Origin of the sequence: Actinomadura sp. NEAU-AAG7, from assembly GCF_018603865.1 — a bacterium.
Taxonomy (GTDB): domain Bacteria; phylum Actinomycetota; class Actinomycetes; order Streptosporangiales; family Streptosporangiaceae; genus Spirillospora; species Spirillospora litoris.
The window spans coordinates 106,559-130,832 of record NZ_JAHFZY010000004.1; the positions used below are offsets into that span (position 1 = coordinate 106,559).

The window sequence follows — 24,274 nt, forward strand, 5'->3', positions numbered from 1 at the left end:
CGGCACGGACGAGTGACGGCACAGGCGAGTGACGGATCCCAGGCAACGAGAGCGCGGGTCGAGCATGGATGACGGTCAGGGGCTGCGCGCGGCGGTGCGGACGCGGGACGGCTGGGCCGTGCCGCACGCCATCGTCACGATCACCGACATGGCGGGCCGGCAGGTCGCGCGCGAGCGCACCGGCGAGGACGGCGTGCTCGCCGCCGGGCCGCTGCCCGCCGGGACCTACACGGCGATCGTGACGGCGCCCGGCTACCGGCCGCAGGCCGCCACGCTGATCGTGCACGGCTCCGGCTCGGCCGACCTCGGCACGCTGGTGCTGGCCCGCGCGGGCGGCGCCGCGCTGCCCCCGGCCGGCACCTGGACGATCGACCCCGCGCACTCCACCGTCGGCGCCGTCGCCCGGCACATCGGGCTGTCGAGCGTGCGCGGCCGGTTCGGGTCGTTCGAGGGGCGGATCGAGATCGCCGAGCCGGTGGAGCGCTCGCTGGTCACGGCGCGGATCGACGCCGCGTCCATCGACACCGGCAACAAGCTCCGCGACGACCACCTGCGCTCGGCGGACTTCCTGAGCGCCGACGTCCACCCCGTGATCGAGTACGCGGGCGAGGGGCTGACCGCCGTCGGCCCGGACCGCTGGACCGTCCACGGCGGCCTCACCCTCAACGGCGTCACGCGCCCCGTCGACCTGGACATGACGTTCCTCGGCAGCGGCGGCGACCCGTGGGGCGGCCTCCGGGCGGCGTTCCGCGCCGAGGCGGAACTGCGCCGCGCCGACTTCGGCATCCGCTTCAACCAGATCATGGAGGCGGGCATCGCGATGGTCGGCGAGAGCCTCAAGGTCGAGCTGGAGATCCAGGCCGTCCAGGGCACGGAGCTGCCGCAGGCGTGACCGGCGGGGCTAGCGCCCCTTCAGCTCGCGGACGAGCCGCTCGGCGGCCGCGCGGTCGGGCGACCCGGTCACGGCGACCTTCCCGTCCAGCACCGCCGTGTCGACGCGCGGCAGCGTGACCAGCCGGTCGCGTACGACGAACGCCAGGTCGTGGCCCACGGTCATGCGGGTCAGGGTGGCGAAGGCGCGCCGGTCCACCGGCCGCAGCGTGACCGCCACGTCGTAGCCGGGCGCGCCCTTCACCCGCTGGACGCGCAGGTCGGCCACCTTGTGGATCGCGATGCCCCGGTTCAGCCAGTAGCAGGTCGGCCCGGCGCCGACCTGGCCGGTGATGCCGGGCGTCCCGGCGGGGCACTGCCCGGGGGTCGTCATCTTCACCGGGTAGATGTGCAGCGGCGAGGCCAGCGTCACCGGACGGGTCCGCAGCGACGCCGCGACCATCCCGCCGGTCACCACGACGGCCGCGATCAGCAGGCCCAGCGTCAGCACCATGACCAGCAGCGCCGACCGGTGCTGCGCGGCCGCCCGGTCCGCGGCCGTGGGCCGCCTGGCCCGCTGCGCGGCGCGGCTGCGCTTGGCCTCGGCGGCCTCGCGGCGCCGCGCCGCCGCCCGCTCGCGGCGGCGCTGGTCGGAATCGGGTACCGCGCCCGGAGCGGCGGGCGGGAGCGGCGCGGTCCGTCCGTCGGAGACGCGGCTGGTGAGAGGCCGGACGGGCGGCGGCGCGGGCCTCGGCGGCACCCCCTGGGTCGGAGGCATCACCGGAGAAGGCGGGCCCGGAGAAGGCGGGGCCGAGGAAGGCGGGCCCGAGGAAGGCGGGGTCGGAGGGGGAGGGGGCGGCTGGGGCGCGGTGGGGGCGAACGCCTGGTCGCCCGGTGGAGGCGCGGGAGCCGCGCTCCCCGGACGACCCTTGTTGCGGCGCGGAACGACCCGCATCGTCACCTCCAGGGCTGGATGGTCTCGACAGTCTGTCAGCACGGGGCCGCGCCCCGCACCCGTGCGATCGGCCGAAAGGCGCGCCGCGCCCCTGCCGAAAGGCGCGCCGTGCCGGGACGGGGCCGCCACCTGACAACCGTGCCCCGTCAGCGCGGTTTCAATGCGGCCGAGGCCCGCCCCCCAGGGACAACCGGGGGACGGGCCTCAAAGGTTCCGGCGCCGGATTCCCGCTAGTCGATCCGCCAGGTGTCGCCGCTGCCCAGCAGCGCGGCCAGGTCGCCCTGGCCCTGGGTCTGGACGGCCTCGTCCACCTGCCCGCGCATCAACTCGTCGTAGGACGGCCGGTCCACGTCGCGGAACACGCCGATCGGGGTGTGCTCGAACGCCGGGGAGTCCAGCCGCGACAGCGCGAACGCCTGCGAGGGGTCCGGGTTGTGGGCGTCGTGCACCGCGATCTCCGACGGGTCGACGTCGGCGGTGTCCACGATCTCGAACGAGCCGGACGGCGTGCGCCGCAGCGCCTTGGTCCGCTCCGCGCCGAAGACGATCGGCTCGCCGTGCTCCAGCCGGACCGTGATGTCGTCGCGGACCGCCGCGTCCTTCAGCGGCTCGAACGCGTTGTCGTTGAAGATGTTGCAGTTCTGGTAGATCTCCACCAGCGCCGTGCCCCGGTGCTGCGCCGCCGCCCGCAGCACCGACTGGAGGTGCTTGCGGTCGGAGTCGATCGTGCGGGCGACGAACGTGCCCTCCGCGCCGATCGCCAGCGACAGCGGGTTGAACGGCGCGTCCAGCGACCCCATCGGCGTCGACTTGGTGATCTTGCCGAGCTCCGAGGTGGGCGAGTACTGGCCCTTGGTCAGCCCGTAGATCCGGTTGTTGAACAGCAGGATCTTCAGGTTGACGTTGCGGCGCAGCGCGTGGATCAGGTGGTTGCCGCCGATCGACAGCGCGTCGCCGTCGCCGGTGACGACCCACACCGACAGGTCGGGACGCGAGGTCGCGAGCCCGGTCGCGATCGCGGGCGCGCGGCCGTGGATCGAGTGGAACCCGTAGGTGTTCATGTAGTACGGGAACCGCGACGAGCAGCCGATGCCGGACACGAACGTGATGTTCTCCCGGCGCAGCCCCAGCTCGGGCAGGAAGGACTGGACGGCCGCCAGGATCGCGTAGTCACCGCATCCGGGGCACCAGCGCACCTCCTGGTCGGTCTTGAAGTCCTTCATCGTCTGCCGCTCGTCCGCCTTCGGGACGAGGGAGAGCAGCGACCGGCCGGCCGAGGCGCTCGCGCCGTTCACTCCGTTGTCACTCACTGTCGATCACATCCTGGATGACGCCCTGCAGCTCCTCCGCCTTGAACGGCAGGCCGCGGACCTGGTTGTAGCCGATCACGTCGACGAGGAACCGGCCGCGCAGCAGCAGCGCGAGCTGGCCGAGGTTGATCTCCGGCACCACGACCCGGTCATAGGACCGCAGGACCTCGGCGAGGTTGGCGGGGAAGGGGTTGAGGTGGCGCAGGTGCGCCTGCGCGACGTGCCCGCCGCCGGCCCGGACGCGGCGGACGCCGGCGGAGATCGCCCCGAACGTCCCGCCCCAGCCGAGCACCAGCACCCGCGCCACACCGGACGGGTCGTCCACGTCGAGCGGCGCGATGTCGTTCGCGATCCCCTCGATCTTGGCCTGCCGGAGCCGGGTCATGCGGTCGTGATTGGCCGGGTCGTAGGAGATGTTGCCGGACCCGTCGGCCTTCTCCAGGCCGCCGATCCGGTGCTCCAGACCGGCCGTGCCCGGGATCGCCCAGGGCCGGGCGAGGGTCTCCGGGTCGCGCGCGAACGGCTGGAAGTCCTCCTGGCCGGGCGCGGCGAAGTTCGGCTCGATCTTCGGCAGCGACGCCACGTCCGGCAGCTTCCACGGCTCGGACCCGTTGGCGAGGTAGCCGTCCGACAGCAGGATGACCGGGGTGCGGTACTTCACCGCGATCCGCGCGGCCTCCAGCGCGGCGTCGAAGCAGTCCGAGGGCGACCGCGGCGCGATCACCGGGACCGGCGCCTCGCCGTTGCGGCCGTGCATCGCCTGGAGCAGGTCGGCCTGCTCGGTCTTGGTCGGCATCCCGGTGGAGGGCCCGGCCCGCTGGACGTCGATGACCAGCAGCGGCAGCTCGGTCGCGACGCCGAGGCCGATCGTCTCGCTCTTCAGCGCGATGCCCGGCCCGGACGTCGTGGTGACGCCGAGCGACCCGCCGAACGAGGCGCCGAGCGCGGCGCCGACGGCGGCGATCTCGTCCTCGGCCTGGAACGTCCTGACCCCGAACCGCTTGTGCTTGGACAACTCGTGCAGGATGTCGGACGCCGGAGTGATCGGGTAGGAACCCAGGTAGATCGGCAGTCCGCTCTGCTCGCCCGCCGCGACCAGCCCGTAGGCGAGGGCCACGTTCCCGGTGATGTTGCGGTACAGGCCGGGCTCGTGCTCGGCCGGCTTGATCTCGTACTGCACCGAGAACGCCTCGGTGGTCTCGCCGTAGCTCCAGCCCGCCTGGAACGCGGCGATGTTGGCCTTCATGATCGCGGGCTTGCGGGCGAACTTCTTCTCAAGGAAGGACACCGTGCCCTCGGTGGGACGGTGGTACAGCCACGACAGGAGCCCGAGCGCGAACATGTTCTTCGCGCGCTCGGCGTCCTTCTTGGAGATCTCGAAACCGGCCAGCGCCGTCACCGTCATCGAGGTGAGCGGCAGCGCGTGCACGCGGTACTCGGCGAGCGCGTCGTCCTCGACGGGGTTGCTCGCGTAGCCGACCTTCGCCAGGTTGCGCTTGGTGAACTCGTCGGTGTTGACGATCAGGTCCGCCCCGCGGGGGAGGTCCCCGAGGTTGGCCTTGAGGGCGGCCGGGTTCATCGCGACCAGGACGTTGGGCGCGTCGCCCGGCGTGAGGATGTCGTGGTCGGCGAAGTGCAACTGGAAACTGGACACGCCGGGGAGGGTCCCGGCGGGGGCGCGGATCTCGGCCGGGAAGTTCGGCAACGTCGACAAGTCGTTGCCGAATGCCGCCGTCTCCTGGGTGAAGCGGTCGCCGGTCAGCTGCATGCCGTCGCCGGAGTCGCCGGCGAAGCGGATGATGACGCGGTCGAGTCGCTGGACCTGTTTGGTCACAGAGGAAGACCTCCTCGACGCGCAGCACCCGCCCCGGGGGAGGCTCCCGGGAGCGGGGTGCTACTTAGGCTTACCTTCATGGTATGTCCGGGATGACATGCTCTTCGTGGGGGACGGGGGGCACGCCGGAAGAAGCGCGCGGGCCGCGCTCGTGCCGCTGCCGGCCCGCCGGTGGCCACCGGCCGGGAGATGAGATCCGACCGGAAACCCTTGCTCCGCCCGTCATGTGACGTCCCGCTTCCAGGGAGGTCGTCGCCCCGTAACACAAGACGTACCACTCCCGACCGGAGTTCACCTGACTCCCCTGGATTCGGGCAGGCCCTATCCCATCGTGCGACCTGGGCGGGTCCCCCGCTTCATCGCGAACACAGGCAGCTCGCCTGGCGGCACAGGTCGACGTGGAGCCGACGCACGAGCCGCGCGGGGATCGTCGAGGAGCCGGGGCTCCCGGGCACGGATTTCACGCCTGAAGTGTAGATGGCACGAGCAAAGCCGCTCTGAACCGGCCCCTGACCGAGGCTCTCGTCCGGCCCCGGAACAAGGGTCGTCCCTAGGGTGATTTCGGAGATGAGGCAGGGTTCGACAAGGGATCGGGCAGGGGTGGGCTAAGGCGCCGGAGGCGCCGGACGCCTCACCGGGGTGTGCCGGACCTCACTCCGGACTTCTCCCCGGACCGGGCGCTCACCGTCGGCTTGGGCTTCTTCCCGCGCTCCTTGTCGATCTTCGCGAGCAGGCGGGGGACGTCCGCCAGGGCCACCGCCTCGCCGACGACGCGCGCCTGCGCCTCGTAGGGGTGCGGGCCCGGCTTGTCGAGCGCGGCCTTCATCCACGTGCGCCAGGGCCGGCCCGTGACCGTGCACCGCAGCTCGACGCGGCGCCCGGAGGGCACCGGCTCCGAGCCCGTGCACGAGCCGAGCGGCCTGCCCTTGGAGACGATCGCCGTGCGGAGCGCGGCGCGGGCACCGCGCGGGACGTCGCCCTCCGGCGAGGAGAGGACGGCGGGGACGCTCACCGTGCAGCCGTTGGTGTTCTGGTTGCAGTTGACGAACTCCAGCTTCCCGGGCGCGAAACGCAGCCCGGGGTCGGCGGCGCCGCCGAGACCGGCGACCCGGGCGCGCACCTCGGAGAACAGCCCGACCGGGTCGCCCAGCGGCGCGGAGGTGAAGCGGGGGCCGCGCGGCCCGGCCGCCCGGACGGCCAGCAGCGCGTGCGGGGCCGCCGCCGTGACCAGGTAGTCGGCGCCGTCCGTCTTCACCCGGTAGGCGCGGACGCCGTTCACGTCCTCGGTCGGCGGGTTCGGCTTCGCCCGCGCGAGCCGTCCGGCGATCGACTTCGGGCCCAGCACGTCCGGGACGTCGAAGCCGGGCAGCGACGCCGGGGCCTTCGCCCAGCGGCCCGCGTAGTTGTCGGGGTGCGAGGTCTCCCCGGCGTAGTCGCGCCAGAACGCGACCGGGGCCCTGAGGTAGGTGACGCCGTCCACGGCCACGACGTCGGCCTTGAGCGCGCCCGCCGTGAGCGTGCCGCTCGCCGAGCCCGCCCTGGTGACCCGCAGCCGCGCCTGGACGGGCCTGCCGTCCACGGTCAGCGTCCCGTCGTAGCGCAGGCCGGGGCCGGAGGTGAGCTGCCGTCCGGCCCCCAGCGCCCAGCTCGACGGGGGCGGCGACGCCTTCTTCGGCGCCCCCTTCTCCGTCCCGCCGCCGCTGGTGAGGGCGAGGGCGCCCACCCCGGCCGCCACGACGGCGGCGGCCACGGCAGCGGCGACGATCAGCTTCAGCGGCCGCCCGCCGGGGCCCGGCGGCACGGCGCCCGGGGAGGGGGGCAGGGGAGGCGGGGGCAGGGTGGGCTGGAAGCCGTCCGGGACGGTCGCCCTCGGCGAGACGGGTGCGAGGACCTCCGGGACGGGGATGTCGGTGACCGTCGCGCTCGCCACGCCGACCGCCGGGGCCGCGAAGCCGTCCGGCACGGTCGTGTCGGCGATGCCCGCCGCTTCCTCGACCGGTGCTTGCCCGGCAGGCGCTTGCTCGACGGCCGCGGCTTCGGCGGAGGCTTCCCCGGTCGGCGCGTCCTCGGAGGGCGCGGGGTCGGAAGGTGCGGGTTCGGCGGCGACCGGCCGTTCGGGTTCCGGCCCGCCCGCCACCGGCCTCCAGGACGCGGGTCCGCCCGCGACGAGCTTGTCGCCGGGCGCGGGGGTCGGACGCGGGGCCGCGGAGGACGGCTCGTCCTGTTCAACGCTCACTCGACGCTCACTCTGCTCGCTTCCGGGCCGCGTCGGCCCACTCCTGCCAGGTACGGGGGTGGCTGCCGGGGCTCGGGGGGAGCGCCCACCCAGAGCATAAGTGTGCCCGGCGACGCGTCCCGCCGGAGCGGGAATCACGCATCGCCGGGCACAAGCCCTCAGCTCGGACGAATCACACCAGAAACGGCGGCTCGGACATCGTCGGCCGCGCGTCCGGCGTCACTCGCCGTCGAGGCCGCCCTGCAGGGCCTGCACCTCGCTCGCCGTGGCCCCGATGACCTTGTAGTCGGCGTGCTTGTAGTACGTGCCACCGGTGGACTTCGCCCAGCTCGACCAGGAACTGCTGGTCACGCGGCAGCTCGCCCACTGCGCGGTGCTGCTGGTGATCGTGATCCGGGCGGTGCAGTTGCCGAGGTCCCTGCCGGTCAGCGTCCCGGCGGTGAGGCGGAACCGGACGTCGATCGTGACCGGCGTCTCCACCCCGTACGGCGGGCGGATCTTGGCCTCGACCGTGCAGCCGGAGTCGCCGTTGCAGCCGCCCTTCTTCCACTCGTCGACCGTCGGGCGCGCCGAGCCGTCGAAGGAGTCCTTCAGCTCGCCCATGCTGGTGCGCATGTCGGAGACGATCGAGGACGCCTGGCCGGAGCTCTTCGGGGTCACATCCAGCGCGAGGCGCGGCGTCGTCGACTCGTAGCGCAGCAGCTCCGCGTCGTCGGCGTCGGTGATGTAGAGGGTGGAGGAGAACGTGCTGAACCGCAGCGCCTTCTTGCCCTGCCAGGTGGTCTCGGTCGGCTTCACCTTCGCGGCGGCCGCCGCGCGCAGCTTGTTGGACAGGGCCGTCGGCGTCAGCTCCTGCTTGAAGTCGACGTCGAGCTTGTCGGCGCTGAGCCGTCCCCACTGCTCGCCGGAGCCGAGGTAGTAGGGCGTCTCCGTGCCGGAGATCTGCCGCCGCCAGTAGGAGGAGTCGGCCTTGACGAACAGCTTCCCGTCGGCGGCCAGCAGCGTGACGCTGTCGCTGTTCCACCGCACGGGGCCGGTGACCCGGCCGCCCTTGGTGACGTTCAGCTCACCCTGGATCGTCTCGGCCCCGCCGCCGAAGTTGCCCTTGAGCCCGACCGCGCGCGCCGCGCCCATCGTGTCGGCGGCCGCCCGCAGCTTCTCCTCGGGCTTCTTGCCGCCGCCGGAGGCCAGCACGAGCACCACGGCGCCGATGATCACGACGACGACCAGCACGCCGCCGAGCAGCGCCGCGATCAGCGCGCCGCCGCCCCGCTTGCGCGGCGGCGGCATCGGCGCGCCCGGGGGCGGCGGGTAGAAGCCGGGAGGAGTATTGGGAGGGCCGAAACCGCCAGGTGGAGGGGGTGCCCCGCCCGGTCCGCCGGGGCCGCCCGGGATGCCGGGACCACCCGGACCGGGAGGACCGCCGGGGCCCGCGGGCGGTGGCGGCGGCGGCCATGAGGCGCCGCCGGGGGGTTCCCAGCCCGGGGGAGGCGGAGGGTTGCTCATCCGGTCACGTCCTTCCAGGTCAACTGACCCCAACGCTTCTCTAGTGTGCAGCAAAACATTGACATTGTGATCCTCTCGGGAGGAGGTACGACGTCACACTCACGCGCACGCGCATCAGCGATACTGGTTGGACGCTCCCCGGGAGGTAACGGTGCGGGACTATTTCGACTCGTACGGGGTCTTGGTGGCGCTGATCGCGGTCGGCGGCGGCATCGTCGGGGGCGGTCTGGCCGCGAACCGGCTGCTCAGACCGAACCGCCCGACGGCCGAGAAGCTGCTCACCTATGAGTGCGGCGTCGATCCCGTGGGGGGCGGGTGGGCGCATTCATACGTGCGCTACTACGTCTTCGCCTACCTGTACGTGGTGTTCGCCGTGGACGCGGTGTTCCTGTTCCCCTGGGCCACGGTGTTCTCCGCCCCCGGATACGGCGCCACCACGCTGGGGGAGATGTTCGTCTTCCTCGCCTTCCTCGCGGTGGGCCTCGCCTACGCGGGGAAGAAGGGCGTCCTGTCCTGGGTGTGACCCCGAGGGGCCGGGACGCGTCGGGGACAGGGGCCGAAACGGGGCCCTGGCGTGATCGGCGAGGGCTGCAAGAATGCCCTGTGTGAGCACTATCGATCTCCCGCCGCCCAGCGTCGGGCCGGTCTCCCGGCTGGCGCCGAAGCCGATCAAGTTCGTGCTCAACTGGGGCCGCCGGTATTCGCTGTGGGTGTTCAACTTCGGCCTGGCCTGCTGCGCGATCGAGTTCATCGCCACCTCGATGAGCCGGCACGACTTCATCCGGCTCGGCGTGATCCCGTTCGCGCCCGGCCCGCGGCAGGCCGACCTGATGGTCGTGTCGGGGACCGTCAGCGACAAGATGGCGCCCGCCGTCCGCCGCCTCTACGAGCAGATGCCCGAGCCCAAGTACGTCATCTCGTTCGGCGCCTGCTCCAACTGCGGCGGCCCGTACTGGGACTCCTACTGCGTGACCAAGGGCGTCGACCAGATCATCCCGGTGGACGTGTACGTGCCGGGCTGCCCGCCGCGTCCGGAGGCGCTGCTGCACGGCATCGTCCACCTCCAGGAGAAGATCGCGGGCGAGTCGCTCGGCGAGCGCTACGACGGCGGCGAGCCGATGTCGCCGCCGCCGGCGCCGCGTCCGCTCTCGGCCACCGTGCTGCGCCGCCCGATCCAGCCCGCGCCCGAACCGGCGCCGGACCCCGCACCCGAGACCGCACCCGGGCCAGTGGCCGAGCCGGAGGCGGAGACGCGGCCGCTGCCGCCCGTCCGGGAACCCGTCCGCGAGGAGCCCGTCCGCGAGGAGAGGCCGTCGCCGCCCGACGACGCCGGGCCGCCGCTCGACCACGATCCCTCGATCATCCCGGGCCTGACCGACCACGGGCACGACGACGAGATCGGACGCGACCGGTGAACGCCGCCCCCGACCCGAACGAGCGGACCGCGGAGCTGACCGCCGCCTGGACGGAGCGGTTCGGCACGGAGATCACCACCGGGGAGACGTTCGGCGGCCTCGCGGTCGGCGTGCCGCCCGAGCACTGGGTGGCGGCGCTGGCGTTCGCGCGCGACGAGCTGTCGTGCGGGTTCTTCGACTGGCTGACCGGCGTGGACGAGCTGGAGGACGGCTTCGCGGTCGTCGTCCACGTGTACTCGCTGGAACGCCGCCACCACCTGCTCGTCCGCACCCGCGTCCCGCGCGCGGAGCCGGTGCTGCCCACCGCGACCGGCGTGTACCGCGGCGCCGCCTGGCACGAGCGGGAGACGTTCGAGATGTTCGGCGTGCGGTTCGAGGGGCACCCGCACCTCGTCCCGCTGCTGCTGCCGGACGGCTTCGAGGGCAACCCGCTGCGCAAGGAGTTCGTGCTCGCCGCGCGCGTCGCCAAGCCCTGGCCGGGCGCGAAGGAGCCCGGCGAGTCGGGGCACGGCGCGCCGAGCCGGCGCCGCGTCCGCCCGCCGGGCGTGCCCGAGGAGGGGACGTGGGGCCCGGCCCGGCGGCCCCCGGCCCCGGAGAACCCCGATGCTTGAGATCGTCGGCAAGCTGGTGCTGGTCGCGGCGGCGTTCGCGCTGCTGCCGCTGCTGGTGGGGCAGGCCGAGCACAAGGTCATGGCCCACATGCAGGGACGGCTCGGCCCCATGTACGCGGGCGGCTTCCACGGCTGGGCGCAGCTCGTCGCCGACGGGGTGAAGTTCGCCCAGAAGGAGGACGTCGTCCCCCGCGACGCGGACCGGTGGGTGTTCAAGCTCGCGCCGGGCGTCGCGCTGGTCCCCTACCTGCTGGTGCTGCTCGTCGTGCCGGTGGGCCCGGACGGGCAGGTCGTGCTCGACCTCGGCCTCGGCCTGTTCTTCGCGCTGGCCGTGATGGGCGTCGGCGTCATCGGCGCGATCATGGCGGGCTGGGCGAGCGCGAACAAGTACGCGCTGCTCGGCGGGATGCGGGTCGCGGCGCAGCTGATGTCCTACGAGCTGCCGATGGTGTTCGCGGCGTCGTCGGCGGCGATGGCGGCGGGCACCGTCTCGCTGACCGGCATCCCGGAGGAGTGGCGCTGGTACTGGCTGCCGTGGCAGGCGGTCGGAGCGGTGGTGTTCTTCGTCGCGGGCCTGGCGGAGCTGCGCCGCCCGCCGTTCGACATGCCGGTCGCCGACTCGGAGATCATCTTCGGCCCGTACACCGAGTACGGCGGGCTGCGGTTCGCGCTGTTCCTGCTGGCCGAGTACGCCGGGATCGTGGTGCTGTGCGCGCTGACGACCGTCCTGTTCCTGGGCGGGTGGAAGGGCCCGTTCCTGAACACCGAGCTGGGCTGGCTCTGGACGCTGGCCAAGGTCGGCGTGCTGGCGTTCGTCGTCATCTGGCTGCGGGTCAGCTACCCGCGCATGCGCGAGGACCAGCTCCAGAAGCTCGCGTGGGCGTACCTGGTGCCGCTGTCGCTGGCGCAGCTCGCGCTGACCGGCGTCCTGAAGGTCGCGTTCGGCTAGCCCTCACGGAAGGAAGATCGAGTACTCCGAGAGCTGCGGGACGATGTCGGGCGGCAGGTCCGCGTTGACCGCCAGCTCCTCGGCCGACACGAACGGGCCCTGGGTGTCCCTGAGCCGGACGACGCGCTCGGCGAGTTCGGCGTCCATGCCGGGGAGCGCCGCGATGATCTCCCCCGGGGCGTGGTTGACGTCCACGAGGCCGCCGTCGTCGTAGGTGCGGGGCGCGTCGGGGCGGCCGATCCGCAGCTCGTGGGCGAGCGCCGGGTCCTCGGCGGCGAGGGCGCGGGCCTCCTCGCGCAGCGTCCTGCGGTACTTGGCCACCTCGATGGCGTGCTGGTTGATCCGGTTGCGCGGGAGCTCGCGCGGGAAGACCGAGGAGCGGACGGCGAACGCGTGCGCGGTGCCCGCGACCCACAGCATCATCGTCAGCATCGTGCCGAACGCGACCGGGACCACCTCGTCGGACGAGGTCAGCGCCAGGCATCCGACCAGCGCGATGCCGTAGCCGGCGGCGGTGACGCCGAGGTTCCTGGAGCCGCGCCGCAGCGCCGCGTACAGGAACGAGAACGGCGTCCCGAAGCCGAACGTCAGGAACGGGACGAACGCCCAGAGGATCCCCTTCGGCCCCTCGGCGGACGCCGGGGCGGGCGGCATGGGCTGGAGGGGCTGCATCGGCGGCCCGACGAACGGGGGCCGCCAGCCGGGCGCGCCGTACGGACGGCCGGGGGGATACGGAGTGGCGCGAGGGTCGTGGGGAACCTGTCCGTAAGAAGGACGCCCATGGGGCGGGCGGTTATACGGCGGGCGCCCGGGGGACGGGCGGCCATAGCGCGAGCCCCCCTGGTCGTGGCCGGATTCCGGACCGTTGGGGCCGTCCGCGTGATGGCTCACATGCCCTCCTCGCCCGCAGGCCGTCCCGAGCGCGGGACGACAGGTCCCACGTGTGGTTTGACGAACGCGGCCACCGCCGCGTTCCCTGGCGGCGCTTCGTACGCAATCATGGGGCGCGTGGGACGGCTACCAGGAGGCGGGCTGGCCAAGGGGCTCGCCGTGACGCTACGGACGATGACGCGGCGATCCATCACGCGCCAGTATCCGGAGGTCCAGCCTGACCTGGCCCCGCGCAGCCGGGGCGTGATCGCGCTGTTCGAGGAGAACTGCACGGTCTGCATGCTCTGCGCGCGCGAATGCCCCGACTGGTGCATCTACATCGACTCGCACAAGGAGACGCTCCCGGCCGAGGGCGGCGGGCGCGCGCGCATGCGCAACGTCCTCGACCGGTTCGCCATCGACTTCGCGCTGTGCATGTACTGCGGCATCTGCATCGAGGCGTGCCCGTTCGACGCGCTGTTCTGGTCGCCGGAGTTCGAGTACGCCGAGTACGACATCGCCGAGCTGACCCACGAGAAGGAGCGGCTGCGCGAGTGGATGTGGACGGTCCCGCCGCCGCAGGCGCACGACCCGTCCGCCGAGCCGCCGAAGGAGGTGGCCGCCGCCGAGAAGGCGTCCGCCCGCGCGGCCCGCGCCCCCCGCACGCCGCCGGGGGCGGGCGCGTGAGCGGTCAGGAGGTCGTCTTCGCGCTGCTCGGCGTGGTCGCGGTCGGCGCCGGGATCATGGTGGTGACGACGCGGCAACTGGTGCACGCGGCGCTGTGGCTGGTGGTGACGTTCGGCGCGCTGGCCGGGGGCTACCTCGTGCTCACGGCGGAGTTCGTCGCCTGGGTGCAGGTGCTCATCTACGTCGGCGCGGTGGTCGTGCTGCTGCTCTTCGGGATCATGCTGACGCGGGCGCCGATCGGGGAGTCCGCCGACCTGGACTCCGGCAACCGCTGGGTCGCGGCGGGCGTCGCGCTCGCCACGGCCGCCGTGCTGGTGACGGTCATGGCCATGGGCTTCCGGGACGACCGGATGCCGCTGAAGGCGGGCGGCGGCTCGGCCGACGAGCTCGGCGCCAGCGTGTTCCGCACGTGGGTGCTGCCGTTCGAGGTGCTGTCGGTCCTGCTGCTGGCGTCGCTGGTCGGCGCGATCGTCCTGTCCCGCACGGACATCGGCGGCGGCGCGGACATCGGCGGTCGCGCGGACGAGGAGGGCGGCGCCTGATGCATCTCGCCTATCCGACGGTCGTGGCGGCGCTGCTGTTCTCCGTGGGCGTGTACGGGGTGCTCGCGCGCCGCAACGCGATCCTCGTGCTGATGTCGGTCGAGCTGATGCTGAACGCGGTGAACCTCAACCTCGTCGCCTTCGACATCCGCTTCGCCGACCGGCTGCACGGCGGGCAGGTCCTGACGCTGTTCACGATCGTGATCGCGGCGGCGGAGGTCGGGCTGGGGCTGGCGATCGTCCTGCTGGTGTACCGCAACCGGCGGATGGTCGACGTCGACCGGATGGACGCGCTCGCCGAGGAGCGCGACGCGCCGTCCGTTCCCGCCGCGGAGACTCCCGCCGCGCAGGCGCCGCACGAGGAGGCGGCCCGGTGATCTGGCTGGCGTCGCTGACCGTCCTGCTGCCGTTCCTCGCCGCGTTCGCCGGGATGCTGCTCGGACCGGGCCTGACGCGCCTGCTCGGCGGCCGCCCCGGCTCGCCGCGCAACGGGCCCGCGCTGATCGCCTGCGTGCCGATCGCCGTGTCGCTCGTCTTCGCCGCGATCGTCGCGTTCACCGTCTGGCGCGACCCGGGGCAGCGGAACGGCGAGCTGGCGACGATCGACACCGGTTCCGTCCCGATCCACGTCGGCCTCCAGGTGGACGGCCTGGCGGCGGTCGTCGCGCTGATGGTCTGCTGCGTGGCGCTCGCGGTGCAGGTCTACTCCGTCGCGTACATGCGGGAGGACGGGCGCTACTCGTCCTACGCCGCGTTCATCTCGATGTTCACCGCCGCGATGCTGCTGGTGGTCTACTCGGGCGACCTGATCGTCCTGTACGCGGGCTGGGAGGTCATGGGCATCTGCTCGTACTTCCTGATCGGGCACCACTGGGAGGACCGCGGCAACTCGCGGGCGGCGGTCAAGGCGTTCCTGGTGACGCGCCTGGGCGACGTCGGTTTCCTCATCGGGATCCTGGTGCTCGGCGTGGGCGCGAACACCTTCTCCATACGGGGCGTGCTCGCCGAGGCGGGCGGCCTTCCGCATTCGACGGTGACGGCGGCGGCCCTGCTCCTGCTCGCCGGTGTCGCGGGCAAGAGCGCGCAGTTCCCGCTGCACACCTGGCTCCCGGACGCGATGGCGGGCCCCACCCCGATCAGCGCCCTGATCCACGCGGCGACGATGGTCGCGGCGGGCGTGTACGTCGTCGCCCGCCTGTACGGTGTGTTCGTCCTGAGCTCGGCGGCGCTGACCGTCCTCGGTGTCGTCGCGGTGGTCTCCATGGTCGGGTCGGCGCTCGCCGCCCTCGCCCAGGACGACCTGAAACGCGTCCTCGCCTACTCCACGATCAGCCAGCTCGGCGTGATGGCGGCGGGCCTGGCGGTCGGCGCCGACACCGCCGCGATCTTCCACCTGCTCACGCACGGCGCGTTCAAGGCGCTGCTGTTCCTGTCGGCGGGCTGCGTGATCGTCGTCGCCGGGTCGAACATGCTCGCGCACTACGGCGGGCTGCGGCGCGGCATGCCGGTCACGTTCTGGTCGATGACGGTCGGGTTGGCCGCGCTCGTCGGCGTTCCGCCGTTCAGCGGCTGGTTCAGCAAGGACTCGGTCATCGAGGCCGCCCAGCACTCCGCGCTGCACGGCGGCGAGTCCCCCATCAGGCCCGCCCCCGCCGGTTGGTTCCCCGCCCCCTTCGCCCTGCCGGAAGTCAAGTCGTTCCCTCAGCTCATCCGGCCGCCGGCATGCGCGAACGACGTCACGGCCGCCTGCCTGTCGCGGCCGGACGAGGCGCGGGCCACGATGACCGCCTCCCTGGGGCACGCTGAATTCCGCGCCTTCAGCGTGGACCTGCCCGCCGGGGTGGCGTGGCTGGTCTACCTCGGGCTGCTGCTCACGGTCGCGCTGACGGCGGCGTACGCGACGCGCGCCTGGCTGATGACGTTCTTCGGCGAGCCGCGCGGCACCTATGAGATCCGCGAGGCGCCCCGGGCCATGTCGTGGACGGTCGCGGTGCTGGCCGTCCCCGCCGCGATCCTCGGGTTCTTCGGGCTCGGCGCCGAGGAGCTGCGCCCGCATGTCGGGTCCGCGCTGCTCGGGCTGCTGCTGGCGGTGCTCGGCGCGGGCGCGGCGTTCCTGATCTGGAACCGCGATCCGGCGGCCGACCCGTCGCGCGCGCTGGGGCGGGCGCGTCCGGTCTTTGCGCGGGCCTTCTACGTGGACGAGGTGTACGCGGCGCTCGTCGTCCGCCCGTTCCTGGCGCTGGCGCGCGGGGTCGTCACGTTCGACTCGCGGCGCGTCGACGGCGCGGTGGTCGGCGCCGGACGCGGCGCGCGGCGGCTCGGCGGGCTGCTGCGCGTCCCGCAGAACGGCAACCCGCAGACCTACCTGACCGGCCTGCTCGCGGGCGTCGTCGTCATCGTCGCCGGGGTGGTGATCTTCCGATGATCTTCCTGCTGATGATGGCGCTCCCGCTGCTCGGGGCGCTCGCGATGCTCGTCCCGGCCGACCGGTTCCTGCGCACCGACTCCTCCGTCCGCGTGTTCGGGACGGCCGTGTCCGGCGCGACGCTGCTCGTCGCGGTCTCCGCGCTGACCGCGTTCGACTTCGACGCGCCGTCCTCCGCGGGCATGCAGCTGGAGATCGACCGGTCGTGGGCGCCCGCGATCGGGCTGCGCTTCCACCTCGGCGTGGACGGGATCTCGCTGCCGCTCGTCGCGCTGACCGCGCTGCTGACGTTCCTCTGCTTCCTCTACACGCTGCGGCACCCGCCCGCCGGGGGCCGGATCCGGCTGCTGACCGCGCTGCTGCTCGTTCTGGAGATCGGGCTGGTCGGCACGTTCGTAGCGCTCGACCTCGTGCTGTTCTTCGTGTTCTTCGAGGTCGTCCTGATCCCCATGTACGCGGTGATCATTCTCTGGGGCGGCCCGGCCCGCCAGGCCGCCGCCTACAAGTTCATCCTCTACACGCTGCTCGGCTCCGGCCTGCTGCTCGCCGGGATGCTGCTCGTCGCGGTGAACGCGGGCACGCTCGACATGACCGAACTCGCCGCCCGGCACGGCGCGGGCGTCTCGCACGGCGTCCAGATCGCCGCGTTCGCGCTGATGGGGCTCGGGTTCGCGGTCAAGGCGCCGATGTGGCCGCTGCACACCTGGCTGCCGGACGCGCACACCGAGGCGCCGACCGTCGGGTCGGTGCTGCTCGCCGGGGTCCTGCTGAAGATGGGCACCTACGGGCTCGTCCGCGTCGCGCTGCCGCTCGCCCCGCACGGCGCGCAGGTCTGGGCGCCCTGGCTCGGCCTCCTCGCCGTGATCGGCATCGTGTACGGGGCGCTCGCCTGCCTCGCCCAGCGCGACCTCAAGCGGATGATCGCCTACTCGTCCGTCGGGCACATGGGGTTCGTGCTGCTCGGCATCGCCACCCTCACCCCGGTCGGCATCAACGCCGCGCTGTTCGGCAACATCGCGCACGGCCTCATCACCAGCCTGCTGTTCTTCCTCGCGGGCGCGGTCAAGGAACGCTGGGGCACCGCCGACCTGGACGCGCTCGGCGGCGGCCTGCTCGGCACGTCCCCGCGGCTCGCCTCGATCCTCACCTTCGCGTCCGTCGCCTCGCTCGGCCTGCCGGGCCTCGCCGGGTTCTGGGGCGAGATGCTCGCGCTGCTCGGCGCGTACCGTCCGCACGCCGACCTGCCCCGTGAGACGTTCGTGACGTTCATGGGGGTCGCCGCGCTCGGCGCCGTGCTGACCGCCGCCTACTTCCTGCGGATGCTCGCGAAGCTCACGCACGGGCCGCCGTCCGGCGTGAGCGCCGCGCCCGGCCCCGCCGTCTCGACGCAGGAGTACGCCGCCTGGGTCCCGCTGATCGCGCTCACGCTGCTGGTCGGGCTCTGGCCGAAGACCCTGCTGGACGTGACCACCGGGCCCGTCCACGCGCTGTTCGGAGGCGGCTGATGATCCAGGGCATCGACTACGCGGCGATCGCGCCGCCGCTGATCCTCGCCGTCGCCGCGATCGGGCTGCTGCTCGCCGACGCCTTCGACGCCCCGCGCCGCGTCCTCGGCCTGGCCAGCGGCGGCGCGCTCGCCGTCGCGCTGGCCGCCGTCGGCGCGCTGGCCGCCGGGGACCGCCGCGCCACCTTCTGCCTCCCGGACGGCCTGCGCTCCGGCGGCCCCCGCTCCTGCTCCTACGTCGCCGACGACTTCACCCTGCTGTTCCAGGGGATCGTCCTCGCCGCCGCCGCGGTCGTCGTCCTGCTGTCCCTCCAGGAGATCACCGACTCGAAGATCCCGGTGGGGGAGTACCACTTCCTGCTGCTGTCGGCCGTGATCGGCGCGCTGGCCCTGGTCGCCGCCCGCGACCTGATCCTGCTCGTCGTCGCGCTGGAGACGCTGTCGCTGCCGGTCTTCGCGCTCGTCGGGCTGCGCCGCTACGACGGGAACGCCTCCGAGGCCGCGCTCAAGCTGTTCCTCGTCTCGGTCGTCTCCGCAGCGGTCATGCTGTTCGGGATCAGCATGGTCTACGGCGCGACCGGCGCCATGCACCTGGACCGCATCGCCCCCGCGCTGGAGGACCTCCCCGCCGACCTCGACCCGGTCGCGGCCGTCGGCGTCGTCCTCGTGCTCGCCGGGTTCGGGTTCAAGGTCGCCGCCGTCCCGTTCCACTTCTGGGCCCCCGACGTCTACCAGGGCGCCCCGCTGCCGGTCGCCGCGTTCCTGTCGGTCGTGTCGAAGGCCGCCGGGTTCGCCGGGCTCGCGATCGTCCTCGCCCTCGGCTTCCCCGCCTACGCGCACGTGTGGGGGCCGCTCGTCGCCGTCCTCGCCGCGATCACGATGACGCTCGGCAACCTCCTCGCCCTCCGGCAGCGGACCGCGATCCGGCTGCTCGCCTGGTCGTCGGTCGCCCAGTCCGGCTACATGCTCGCGCCGCTGTCGGTCGGGACGCACCGCCTCCCCGAGGCCGTCGCCGCCACCACCGCCTACGTCGCCCTCTACGCCGTCATGAACCTCGGCGCGTTCGCCGTCGTGATCGGCTTCCACCGGCGGCCCGGCGCCCGCGCCTACGACACCCTCGACGACTTCCGCGGCCTCGCCCGCAGCAGCCCCGCCGTCGCCGCCGCCCTCGCCTTCTTCCTGATCTGCCTCGCCGGGCTCCCGCCCGGGGTGATGGGCCTGTTCGCCAAGGTCGTGGTGTTCCGCGCGACCGTCGCCGGGGACGTCACCTGGCTCGCCGTCGTCATGGCGGTCAACACCGTGATCGGGCTGTACTACTACCTCGTCTGGGCGGCGCGCCTGTTCGCCCCTGGACCGGCCGCCGGCGACGCCGCGCCTGGACTGCCCGTCCGCGCCGCCATCGCCGCGACCGCCGCGGGCGCGCTCGTGCTGTCGGTCGCGCCGCAGATCGTCCTGCAGACGGTCGCGCAGGCCACCTGACCAGGGCCGCCGCCCCTCCCGGCCCCGGGAACGTTTGAGCAGGTCAAACCGTTGATGTTCATGGCCGGTACGAACGGGGAGGCGCAGCGAAAGTGCAGTTCAACGGCGTCCGGACCGCGGCGCTGATCGCGGCGCTGTCGGCATTGATGCTCGTCGCCGGATGGGTGTTCGGCGGCGGCGCCGGGCTGACCATCGCGCTGGTGATCGCGCTCGGCACCAACGGCGTCGCCTTCCTGTTCAGCGACCGCATCGCGCTGCGCTCGATGCGCGCCCACCCGGTCGGCGAGGTCGAGGCGCCCGTGCTGTACCGGCTCGTCCGCGAGCTGTCGACCTCGGCCCGCCAGCCCATGCCGCGCCTGTACGTCTCCGAGACGCGCCAGCCCAACGCCTTCGCCACCGGACGCAACCCCCGCAACGCCGCCGTCTGCTGCACCCGCGGCATCCTCCAGATGCTGGACGAGCGGGAGCTGCGCGCCGTCCTCGGCCACGAGCTGTCCCACGTCTACAACCGCGACATCCTCATCTCCTCCGTCGCCGCCGCGATCGCCACCGTGATCACCTACCTGTCGCACCTGGCGATCTTCCTGCCGATCGGCCGTTCGGACGACGACGACGGGCCCGGCGTCCTCGGCGCCCTCATGATGCTCGTGCTCGGCCCGGTCGCCGCCGCCGTCGTCCAGATGGCCATCAGCCGCACCCGCGAGTTCGCCGCCGACGCCGCCGGCGCCCGCCTCACCGGCGACCCCCTCGCCCTCGCCTCGGCCCTCCGCAAGATCGACGCCGGCACCCGCGCGATGCCGCTGCCCCAGGACCCCGAGCTGGCGACCACCAGCGCCCTGATGATCGCCAACCCGTTCTCCGGCGCCGGGATCGGCAGGCTGTTCTCCACCCACCCCCCGACGGCCGACCGCATAGCCCGCCTGGAACGCATGGCGGGCCCCCGCCACTAGGGCGCCGTCAAGACCACCGGCCCATCCCCGGTGACCGCCACCGTGTGCTCGAAATGCACGGCCCGGCTCCCGTCGACGGTGGCGACCGCCCACCCGTCCGGCATCTGCCACGTCTCGTCCCGCCCGCTCTCGGTGACGAGCGGCTCGATCGCGATCGTCAGCCCCTCCCTGAGCGGCATCCCGCGCCCGGCCCGGCCCGTGTTGGGCACCGGCGGATCCTCGTGCATCTCCGTCCCGATCCCATGCCCCCCGGACCCGTCGGCGATCCCGTAACCGGCGTCCCGCGCCGTCCGCTCCACCGCGGATGCGACATCGCCCATCCGGTTCCCCGGAACGGCCGCCGCGATAGCGTTCTCCAACGCCCGCCGCGTGGTCTCGACCAACCTCGTGGACGCCGCGTCCTGCGTCCCCACCACGAACGACACCGCCGCGTCCCCGCAGTAGCCCCCGAGCTTCGCCCCGGCGTCGATCGTCACGAGATCCCCGTCCTCCAGCACCCGCCGGCCCGGAATGCCGTGCACCACCACCTCGTTGACCGAGACGCAGATGTTCGCCGGGTACGGAAACGGGGCCCAAACCGGCTTGTAGTGCAGGAACGGCGACGTCGCCCCGCACTCCTTGAGGATCCGCCCGGCCAACGCGTCCAACTCGGCCGTGACGACACCGGGCACCGCCGCTTCCCGTCCCTCGGCGAGGATCCGGGCCACGACCCGTCCCGCCTCCCGCATGAGCTCCCACTCCCGTGGGCTTCGATAGGTCACCATGCAGAATATTTTAATACCAGTATTACAATGCTCGCATGGTCCGAACACCGCTCACCGAGGAGCAACGCGACCGGGGCCGCGCCCTGGGCCAGATCCTCCGCGCCGCCCGAGGCCCCCGCAGCGCCGCCGACGTCGCCCGCTCCGCCGGCATCTCCCTCGACACCCTCCGCAAGATCGAACGCGGCGCCATCGCCGTCCCCGCCTTCTTCACCGTCGCGTCCCTGGCGGACGTCCTCGACCTGGACCTCACGGCCCTGGCCCGCACCCTGGCCCCCTTCGACGACCCCGCCTCCGAATTGGCGGGCTGAGAGCCGAACCATTTCGCGAACCCCCGCGTCATACCAGTTACGAGCGCGCCGGCCACTTCTGCGGGGGAAGAAGTCGGCGCGCTCGCTTTTTCGTGCCCAGCCGCCTCCCCCGGGACAGAACACGTGGTCTGTGCGGAGACCGTGGCAATGACCAACGAGTCGTCTGGCGAAGCCACCCGAGCCTGACCCGACACCGGCCGGAGCGCCGGCCCGGCGTGCGACCCCGCACTCCGAGCAGTACGACCCAAGTTCCGCACCCCGAACTGGAGATCCACCGATCCAGTCGGCAGTGAGGCGCAGCGGCTTCCGTGACCGGTGAACGCACCAGGCGGCCGGGGCGCGCGCCGACCAAGCACGGCGCCCCGTCCACCCATGGGCGGACGGGGCGCGACGCCGAGCACAACCAGATGGCCCAGCCTCACCGCCAACGAGCCGCGGGTCGGCAGAGGCCGTTGAGCAGCACCTACCGGTAGTTGACGAACTGGAGCGCGACGTCCAGGTCCTTGCCCTTGAGGAGGGCGATGACGTCCTGGAGGTCGTCCTTCTTCTTGGAGCTGACCCGCAGCTCGTCCCCCTGGATCTGGGCCTTGATCCCCTTGGGCCCCTCGTCCCGGATGATCTTGCCGATCTTCTTGGCGTCCTCCTGGGCGATGCCCTCCTTGAGGCCGATCCCCAGCTTGTACACCTTCCCCGACAGCTTCGGCTCGCCGGGATCGATCGCCTTCAGCGAGATCCCGCGCTTGACGAGCTTGTCCTTCAGCACGTCCAGGACGGCGTTGGCCCGCTCCTCGGTGTTCGCCTGGACCTCGATGGTCTCCCCCGACCACTTGATCCCCGCGTCCACGTTCCGGAAGTCGAACCGGTTGGCCACCTCCTTCGCGGCCTGGTTCAACGCGTTGTCGACCTCCTGCCGATCAAGCTTGGACACGATGTCGAACGATGAGTCGGCCATAGCACACGCACATCCCCTCAGCAGCAGCTTCCCGATCCAGGGATCGTAGCGACGAACCCGCCCCCGAGCACCCGGCCGCCCCGTCCGCTCCGATGTCACGACCGCTCCGCCCGTCCGCTATCCTTTCCAGTGCCGTCGCGAGAGCGACGCCCAGGCGGGTTGCCCGAGTGGCCAATGGGAGCGGACTGTAAATCCGTCGGCTTAGCCTACGCAGGTTCGAACCCTGCACCCGCCACACCACGCAAAACAGCCCCTCACCAGGCACGACACAGGTGAGGGGCTGTTTCGCTACTGTCCGACTGTTCCTGATCGTCTACGGCTTCCTACGGGTGGCTGTGCCGAATACGTGCCGAAGTCCTCAGCGACCTAAGCCGCCTTGCCCTCGCCCCCTTCGGGCTGTTCTGGGCTCGGCTCTGGCGGTGTTCCGGCGTCGCTCGCGAGGGTCCGCTTGTCAGTCTCCATGGCCTCGGAGATCCGGTGCTTGGCCGCCTCTGCCAAGCCAGCGATGACCTTGGCATAGATCTGGAGGAGAACCCCGATGCTGTTGCCGCCCCAGAGTGAGACCTGGGCGGGCGGGACGCCTGCCGCTAGCCAGGTGGACAGAGCGGCGTGTCGAAGGTCGTAAGGCCGTTGGGCAAGCGGCGAAGCGGACTCGGCAGCGGTCAACGCCTCGGCGCGGGCATCATGCCAAACGCCGAGATAGGTCCGGTCGGTCATGATCCCGCCGCGCGGGCCGGTGAAAAGCCTCTGGCCGGGCTTGATTTCGAAGGTCTCGATGTGCTCGCGGAGAATACGAACGAGGTCAGGGTGGATCGGGACAGGACGGGTCTCGCCTTCTGCGCGGTGCTTGAGTGGTTGCCTGTCCCTCGCCTTCCCCGAGTTGGTCCATCGGGAACCGCTACGGGGCTCGGCGTGCGTGAGTTCCATCTCGCCCCATCCCTCATCAGGCAGCGAGACCAGATGTTCGGGGCGGAGGTCAACGGCCTCCTCTGGACGAAGGGCGGCGTAGTACATGACGGCGTAGAAGGCCACCATGCGGGGCCCTCTCTTGCCCTGGCGGCGGACGGCGTCCAGCAGCCGAGAAGCTTGCTCCGGATTCACGACAACCCGCATGTCCAGCGTCTTGGCGGTACGCGGTCGGTGCAGCTTCACGCGCTGAAGCGGATTACCGCTCAGGATGCGGCGCTCACAGGCGTATTCGAGGGCGTTGTTGAACGTGACGCGCTTGCGGATTGCGGTGCTGCTCGCGGCGGGCTTGCCGTTCTGCTTCACGCTGAGACGGTCAACCACAGCACGCGCCAACTCCGGTCCCTTCGCTTCCGGGTCTAGGGCCGCCATGTCGATGGTGTTGCGTTCCAGCCACCGGAGGGCGTGAGTCAGGTCCTCGGGGGGCTCCGTGTCCCCCTTCTGGAGTCGACCGCTGTACGCCCAGCCCCGCAGAGCCGCTCGTAGTTCGCTGCGAGAGGGACCGCCGCTCGCGGTGGTCAGGAGCGCCTCGGTCGCGTCGGTCAGTGCCTCCGCGATGCCGCGCCGATGGTTGGGCGACGCGAAAGGCCACTTTGCGGCGGCGTACTCAAGAGAGAACGTGTACCAGGTCATCGCGTTCTCCCGGCGGGACCAGGAGGCGGGACGGCCGGTGCGGACGCTGAACGCCTCGCCCCTGTTGACGGCGCTGCGCAATTCGGCGATGAAGCTCTCTGCCTGCGCCTTGTTACGAAAGGCTTCCTTCCAAGACTTGCGGTCGGTCTTCCACCGGACCGTGTACGTGTTGACCTTGACGCCTTTGCGGACCTCGGTCTTGTAGATCCTCACGTCGTAAGTGGTGTCCTGCATCAGGCAGCGTCCTCGCACGAGTTGAGCCAGCGGTCGAGTTCAGATCGGCGAACGCGAAGGGTTCCGTTCGGGAGGGTCATGCAGCGCGGCGCGCGCCCCTTCTGGCGCCAGTCGTAGAAGGTCGATCGGGAGATCTGGAGTTCTCTGCACACCTGAGCGAGCGTGAGCTTTTCGTCGGTGAACGCGGCGGTCTTCAAGGCGCTACCTCGGTTCTTTCGTGGCCTTAGGTTTGACGGAGAGTGATCGCCGGTCCGTAGTGGGCGGAGGTCTGGCA

General features: G+C 72.1%; 23 protein-coding genes, 1 tRNA gene and 1 pseudogene. 14 read left to right on the plus strand and 11 right to left on the minus strand.

The features are described 5' to 3' along the window. Positions 1 to 64 precede the first annotated feature (64 nt). Positions 65 to 892 (plus strand): YceI family protein, encoded by an 828-nt coding sequence (locus KLI87_RS19455; RefSeq protein WP_250904057.1) that lies wholly within the window; start codon positions 65 to 67, stop codon positions 890 to 892. Positions 893 to 901: 9 nt separating this feature from the next. Here KLI87_RS19455 and KLI87_RS19460 read toward each other — a convergent pair whose 3' ends face one another. The 6 genes from KLI87_RS19460 to KLI87_RS19480 form a co-directional block, all read right to left on the minus strand. Then, positions 902 to 1,648: a hypothetical protein gene (locus KLI87_RS19460; RefSeq protein ID WP_214618179.1), complete on the minus strand. Its 747-nt coding sequence runs from the start codon at positions 1,646 to 1,648 to the stop codon at positions 902 to 904. Positions 1,649 to 2,055: 407 nt separating this feature from the next. Then, positions 2,056 to 3,135, minus strand: a complete 1,080-nt coding sequence (locus tag KLI87_RS19465; protein ID WP_214618180.1) for a 2-oxoacid:ferredoxin oxidoreductase subunit beta — start codon at positions 3,133 to 3,135, stop codon at positions 2,056 to 2,058. After that, positions 3,128 to 4,969: a 2-oxoacid:acceptor oxidoreductase subunit alpha gene (locus tag KLI87_RS19470; RefSeq protein WP_214618181.1), complete on the minus strand. Its 1,842-nt coding sequence runs from the start codon at positions 4,967 to 4,969 to the stop codon at positions 3,128 to 3,130. Before KLI87_RS19470 ends, KLI87_RS19465 begins: the two co-directional genes overlap by 8 nt. Before the next feature lie 356 nt (positions 4,970 to 5,325). Further along, positions 5,326 to 5,433 carry a putative leader peptide gene (locus KLI87_RS41885; protein WP_372492438.1) on the minus strand — a complete coding sequence of 36 codons (108 nt, stop codon included), beginning with the start codon at positions 5,431 to 5,433 and terminating at the stop codon, positions 5,326 to 5,328. A gap of 167 nt (positions 5,434 to 5,600) precedes the next feature. Beyond that, entirely contained in the window at positions 5,601 to 7,205 is a 1,605-nt protein-coding gene (locus tag KLI87_RS19475; protein WP_214618182.1) for a hypothetical protein, read from the minus strand. A gap of 219 nt (positions 7,206 to 7,424) precedes the next feature. Beyond that, on the minus strand, positions 7,425 to 8,495 hold the full coding sequence (locus tag KLI87_RS19480) for a hypothetical protein (RefSeq protein WP_242891859.1): 1,071 nt from the start codon (positions 8,493 to 8,495) through the stop codon (positions 7,425 to 7,427). A 367-nt stretch (positions 8,496 to 8,862) separates the two neighbouring features. Here KLI87_RS19480 and KLI87_RS19485 point away from each other — a divergent pair, with 367 nt between their 5' ends. From KLI87_RS19485 to KLI87_RS19500, 4 genes and pseudogenes are all read left to right on the plus strand, one after another. Beyond that, a complete protein-coding gene (locus tag KLI87_RS19485; RefSeq protein WP_214618183.1) occupies positions 8,863 to 9,234 on the plus strand; it encodes an NADH-quinone oxidoreductase subunit A in 372 nt (123 codons plus the stop codon). Positions 9,235 to 9,307: 73 nt separating this feature from the next. Next, a pseudogene (locus tag KLI87_RS41890) lies at positions 9,308 to 9,799 on the plus strand (NADH-quinone oxidoreductase subunit B); the annotation flags it as partial. Between the two features lie 323 nt (positions 9,800 to 10,122). After that, positions 10,123 to 10,737, plus strand: coding sequence for an NADH-quinone oxidoreductase subunit C (locus KLI87_RS19495; RefSeq protein ID WP_242891861.1), 615 nt, complete (start codon positions 10,123 to 10,125; stop codon positions 10,735 to 10,737). After that, positions 10,730 to 11,686: a complex I subunit 1 family protein gene (locus KLI87_RS19500; protein ID WP_214618185.1), complete on the plus strand. Its 957-nt coding sequence runs from the start codon at positions 10,730 to 10,732 to the stop codon at positions 11,684 to 11,686. Before KLI87_RS19495 ends, KLI87_RS19500 begins: the two co-directional genes overlap by 8 nt. A 3-nt stretch (positions 11,687 to 11,689) precedes the next feature. Here the strand turns inward: KLI87_RS19500 and KLI87_RS19505 are convergent, their stop codons facing one another. Continuing rightward, a complete protein-coding gene (locus tag KLI87_RS19505; RefSeq protein ID WP_246251233.1) occupies positions 11,690 to 12,340 on the minus strand; it encodes a helix-hairpin-helix domain-containing protein in 651 nt (216 codons plus the stop codon). Between the two features lie 411 nt (positions 12,341 to 12,751). Between KLI87_RS19505 and KLI87_RS19510 the strand changes: the two genes are divergently transcribed. The 7 genes from KLI87_RS19510 to htpX all read left to right on the plus strand — a co-directional run bounded on the left by KLI87_RS19510 (position 12,752) and on the right by htpX (position 20,143). Beyond that, complete coding sequence (locus tag KLI87_RS19510) at positions 12,752 to 13,243, plus strand: 4Fe-4S binding protein (protein WP_214618186.1); 492 nt, start codon at positions 12,752 to 12,754, stop codon at positions 13,241 to 13,243. Next, positions 13,240 to 13,785, plus strand: a complete 546-nt coding sequence (locus tag KLI87_RS19515) for an NADH-quinone oxidoreductase subunit J (RefSeq protein ID WP_214618187.1) — start codon at positions 13,240 to 13,242, stop codon at positions 13,783 to 13,785. Before KLI87_RS19510 ends, KLI87_RS19515 begins: the two co-directional genes overlap by 4 nt. After that, the gene (gene nuoK / locus KLI87_RS19520; RefSeq protein ID WP_214618188.1) at positions 13,785 to 14,162 is read left to right on the plus strand and encodes an NADH-quinone oxidoreductase subunit NuoK; all 378 of its coding nucleotides are present in this window, start codon (positions 13,785 to 13,787) and stop codon (positions 14,160 to 14,162) included. The genes KLI87_RS19515 and nuoK overlap by 1 nt, the downstream gene beginning before the upstream one ends. Then, entirely contained in the window at positions 14,159 to 16,210 is a 2,052-nt protein-coding gene (locus tag KLI87_RS19525) for an NADH-quinone oxidoreductase subunit L (protein ID WP_214618189.1), read from the plus strand. Before nuoK ends, KLI87_RS19525 begins: the two co-directional genes overlap by 4 nt. Next, positions 16,207 to 17,715: a NuoM family protein gene (locus tag KLI87_RS19530; RefSeq protein WP_156222128.1), complete on the plus strand. Its 1,509-nt coding sequence runs from the start codon at positions 16,207 to 16,209 to the stop codon at positions 17,713 to 17,715. Before KLI87_RS19525 ends, KLI87_RS19530 begins: the two co-directional genes overlap by 4 nt. Then, on the plus strand, positions 17,715 to 19,193 hold the full coding sequence (locus tag KLI87_RS19535; protein ID WP_156222127.1) for an NADH-quinone oxidoreductase subunit N: 1,479 nt from the start codon (positions 17,715 to 17,717) through the stop codon (positions 19,191 to 19,193). The genes KLI87_RS19530 and KLI87_RS19535 overlap by 1 nt, the downstream gene beginning before the upstream one ends. Before the next feature lie 92 nt (positions 19,194 to 19,285). Then, on the plus strand, positions 19,286 to 20,143 hold the full coding sequence (gene htpX, locus KLI87_RS19540) for a zinc metalloprotease HtpX (RefSeq protein WP_214618190.1): 858 nt from the start codon (positions 19,286 to 19,288) through the stop codon (positions 20,141 to 20,143). Here htpX and map read toward each other — a convergent pair. Further along, positions 20,140 to 20,907 carry a type I methionyl aminopeptidase gene (map, locus tag KLI87_RS19545; protein WP_214618191.1) on the minus strand — a complete coding sequence of 256 codons (768 nt, stop codon included), beginning with the start codon at positions 20,905 to 20,907 and terminating at the stop codon, positions 20,140 to 20,142. The two genes, htpX and map, sit on opposite strands and share 4 nt — an antisense overlap. 35 nt (positions 20,908 to 20,942) lie before the next feature. Between map and KLI87_RS19550 the strand changes: the two genes are divergently transcribed. Next, positions 20,943 to 21,215: a helix-turn-helix domain-containing protein gene (locus tag KLI87_RS19550; protein WP_156222123.1), complete on the plus strand. Its 273-nt coding sequence runs from the start codon at positions 20,943 to 20,945 to the stop codon at positions 21,213 to 21,215. Positions 21,216 to 21,678: 463 nt separating this feature from the next. Here the strand turns inward: KLI87_RS19550 and KLI87_RS19555 are convergent, their stop codons facing one another. Then, positions 21,679 to 22,167 (minus strand): YajQ family cyclic di-GMP-binding protein, encoded by a 489-nt coding sequence (locus KLI87_RS19555; RefSeq protein ID WP_156222120.1) that lies wholly within the window; start codon positions 22,165 to 22,167, stop codon positions 21,679 to 21,681. Positions 22,168 to 22,320: 153 nt separating this feature from the next. Between KLI87_RS19555 and KLI87_RS19560 the strand changes: the two genes are divergently transcribed. Beyond that, positions 22,321 to 22,402: transfer RNA gene (locus KLI87_RS19560), tRNA-Tyr, on the plus strand. A 131-nt stretch (positions 22,403 to 22,533) separates the two neighbouring features. Here KLI87_RS19560 and KLI87_RS19565 read toward each other — a convergent pair. Both KLI87_RS19565 and KLI87_RS19570 read right to left on the minus strand, forming a co-directional pair. Next, positions 22,534 to 24,000, minus strand: a complete 1,467-nt coding sequence (locus KLI87_RS19565) for a tyrosine-type recombinase/integrase (RefSeq protein ID WP_214618192.1) — start codon at positions 23,998 to 24,000, stop codon at positions 22,534 to 22,536. Continuing rightward, positions 24,000 to 24,197: an AlpA family transcriptional regulator gene (locus tag KLI87_RS19570; RefSeq protein WP_214618193.1), complete on the minus strand. Its 198-nt coding sequence runs from the start codon at positions 24,195 to 24,197 to the stop codon at positions 24,000 to 24,002. Before KLI87_RS19570 ends, KLI87_RS19565 begins: the two co-directional genes overlap by 1 nt. Positions 24,198 to 24,274 lie beyond the last annotated feature (77 nt).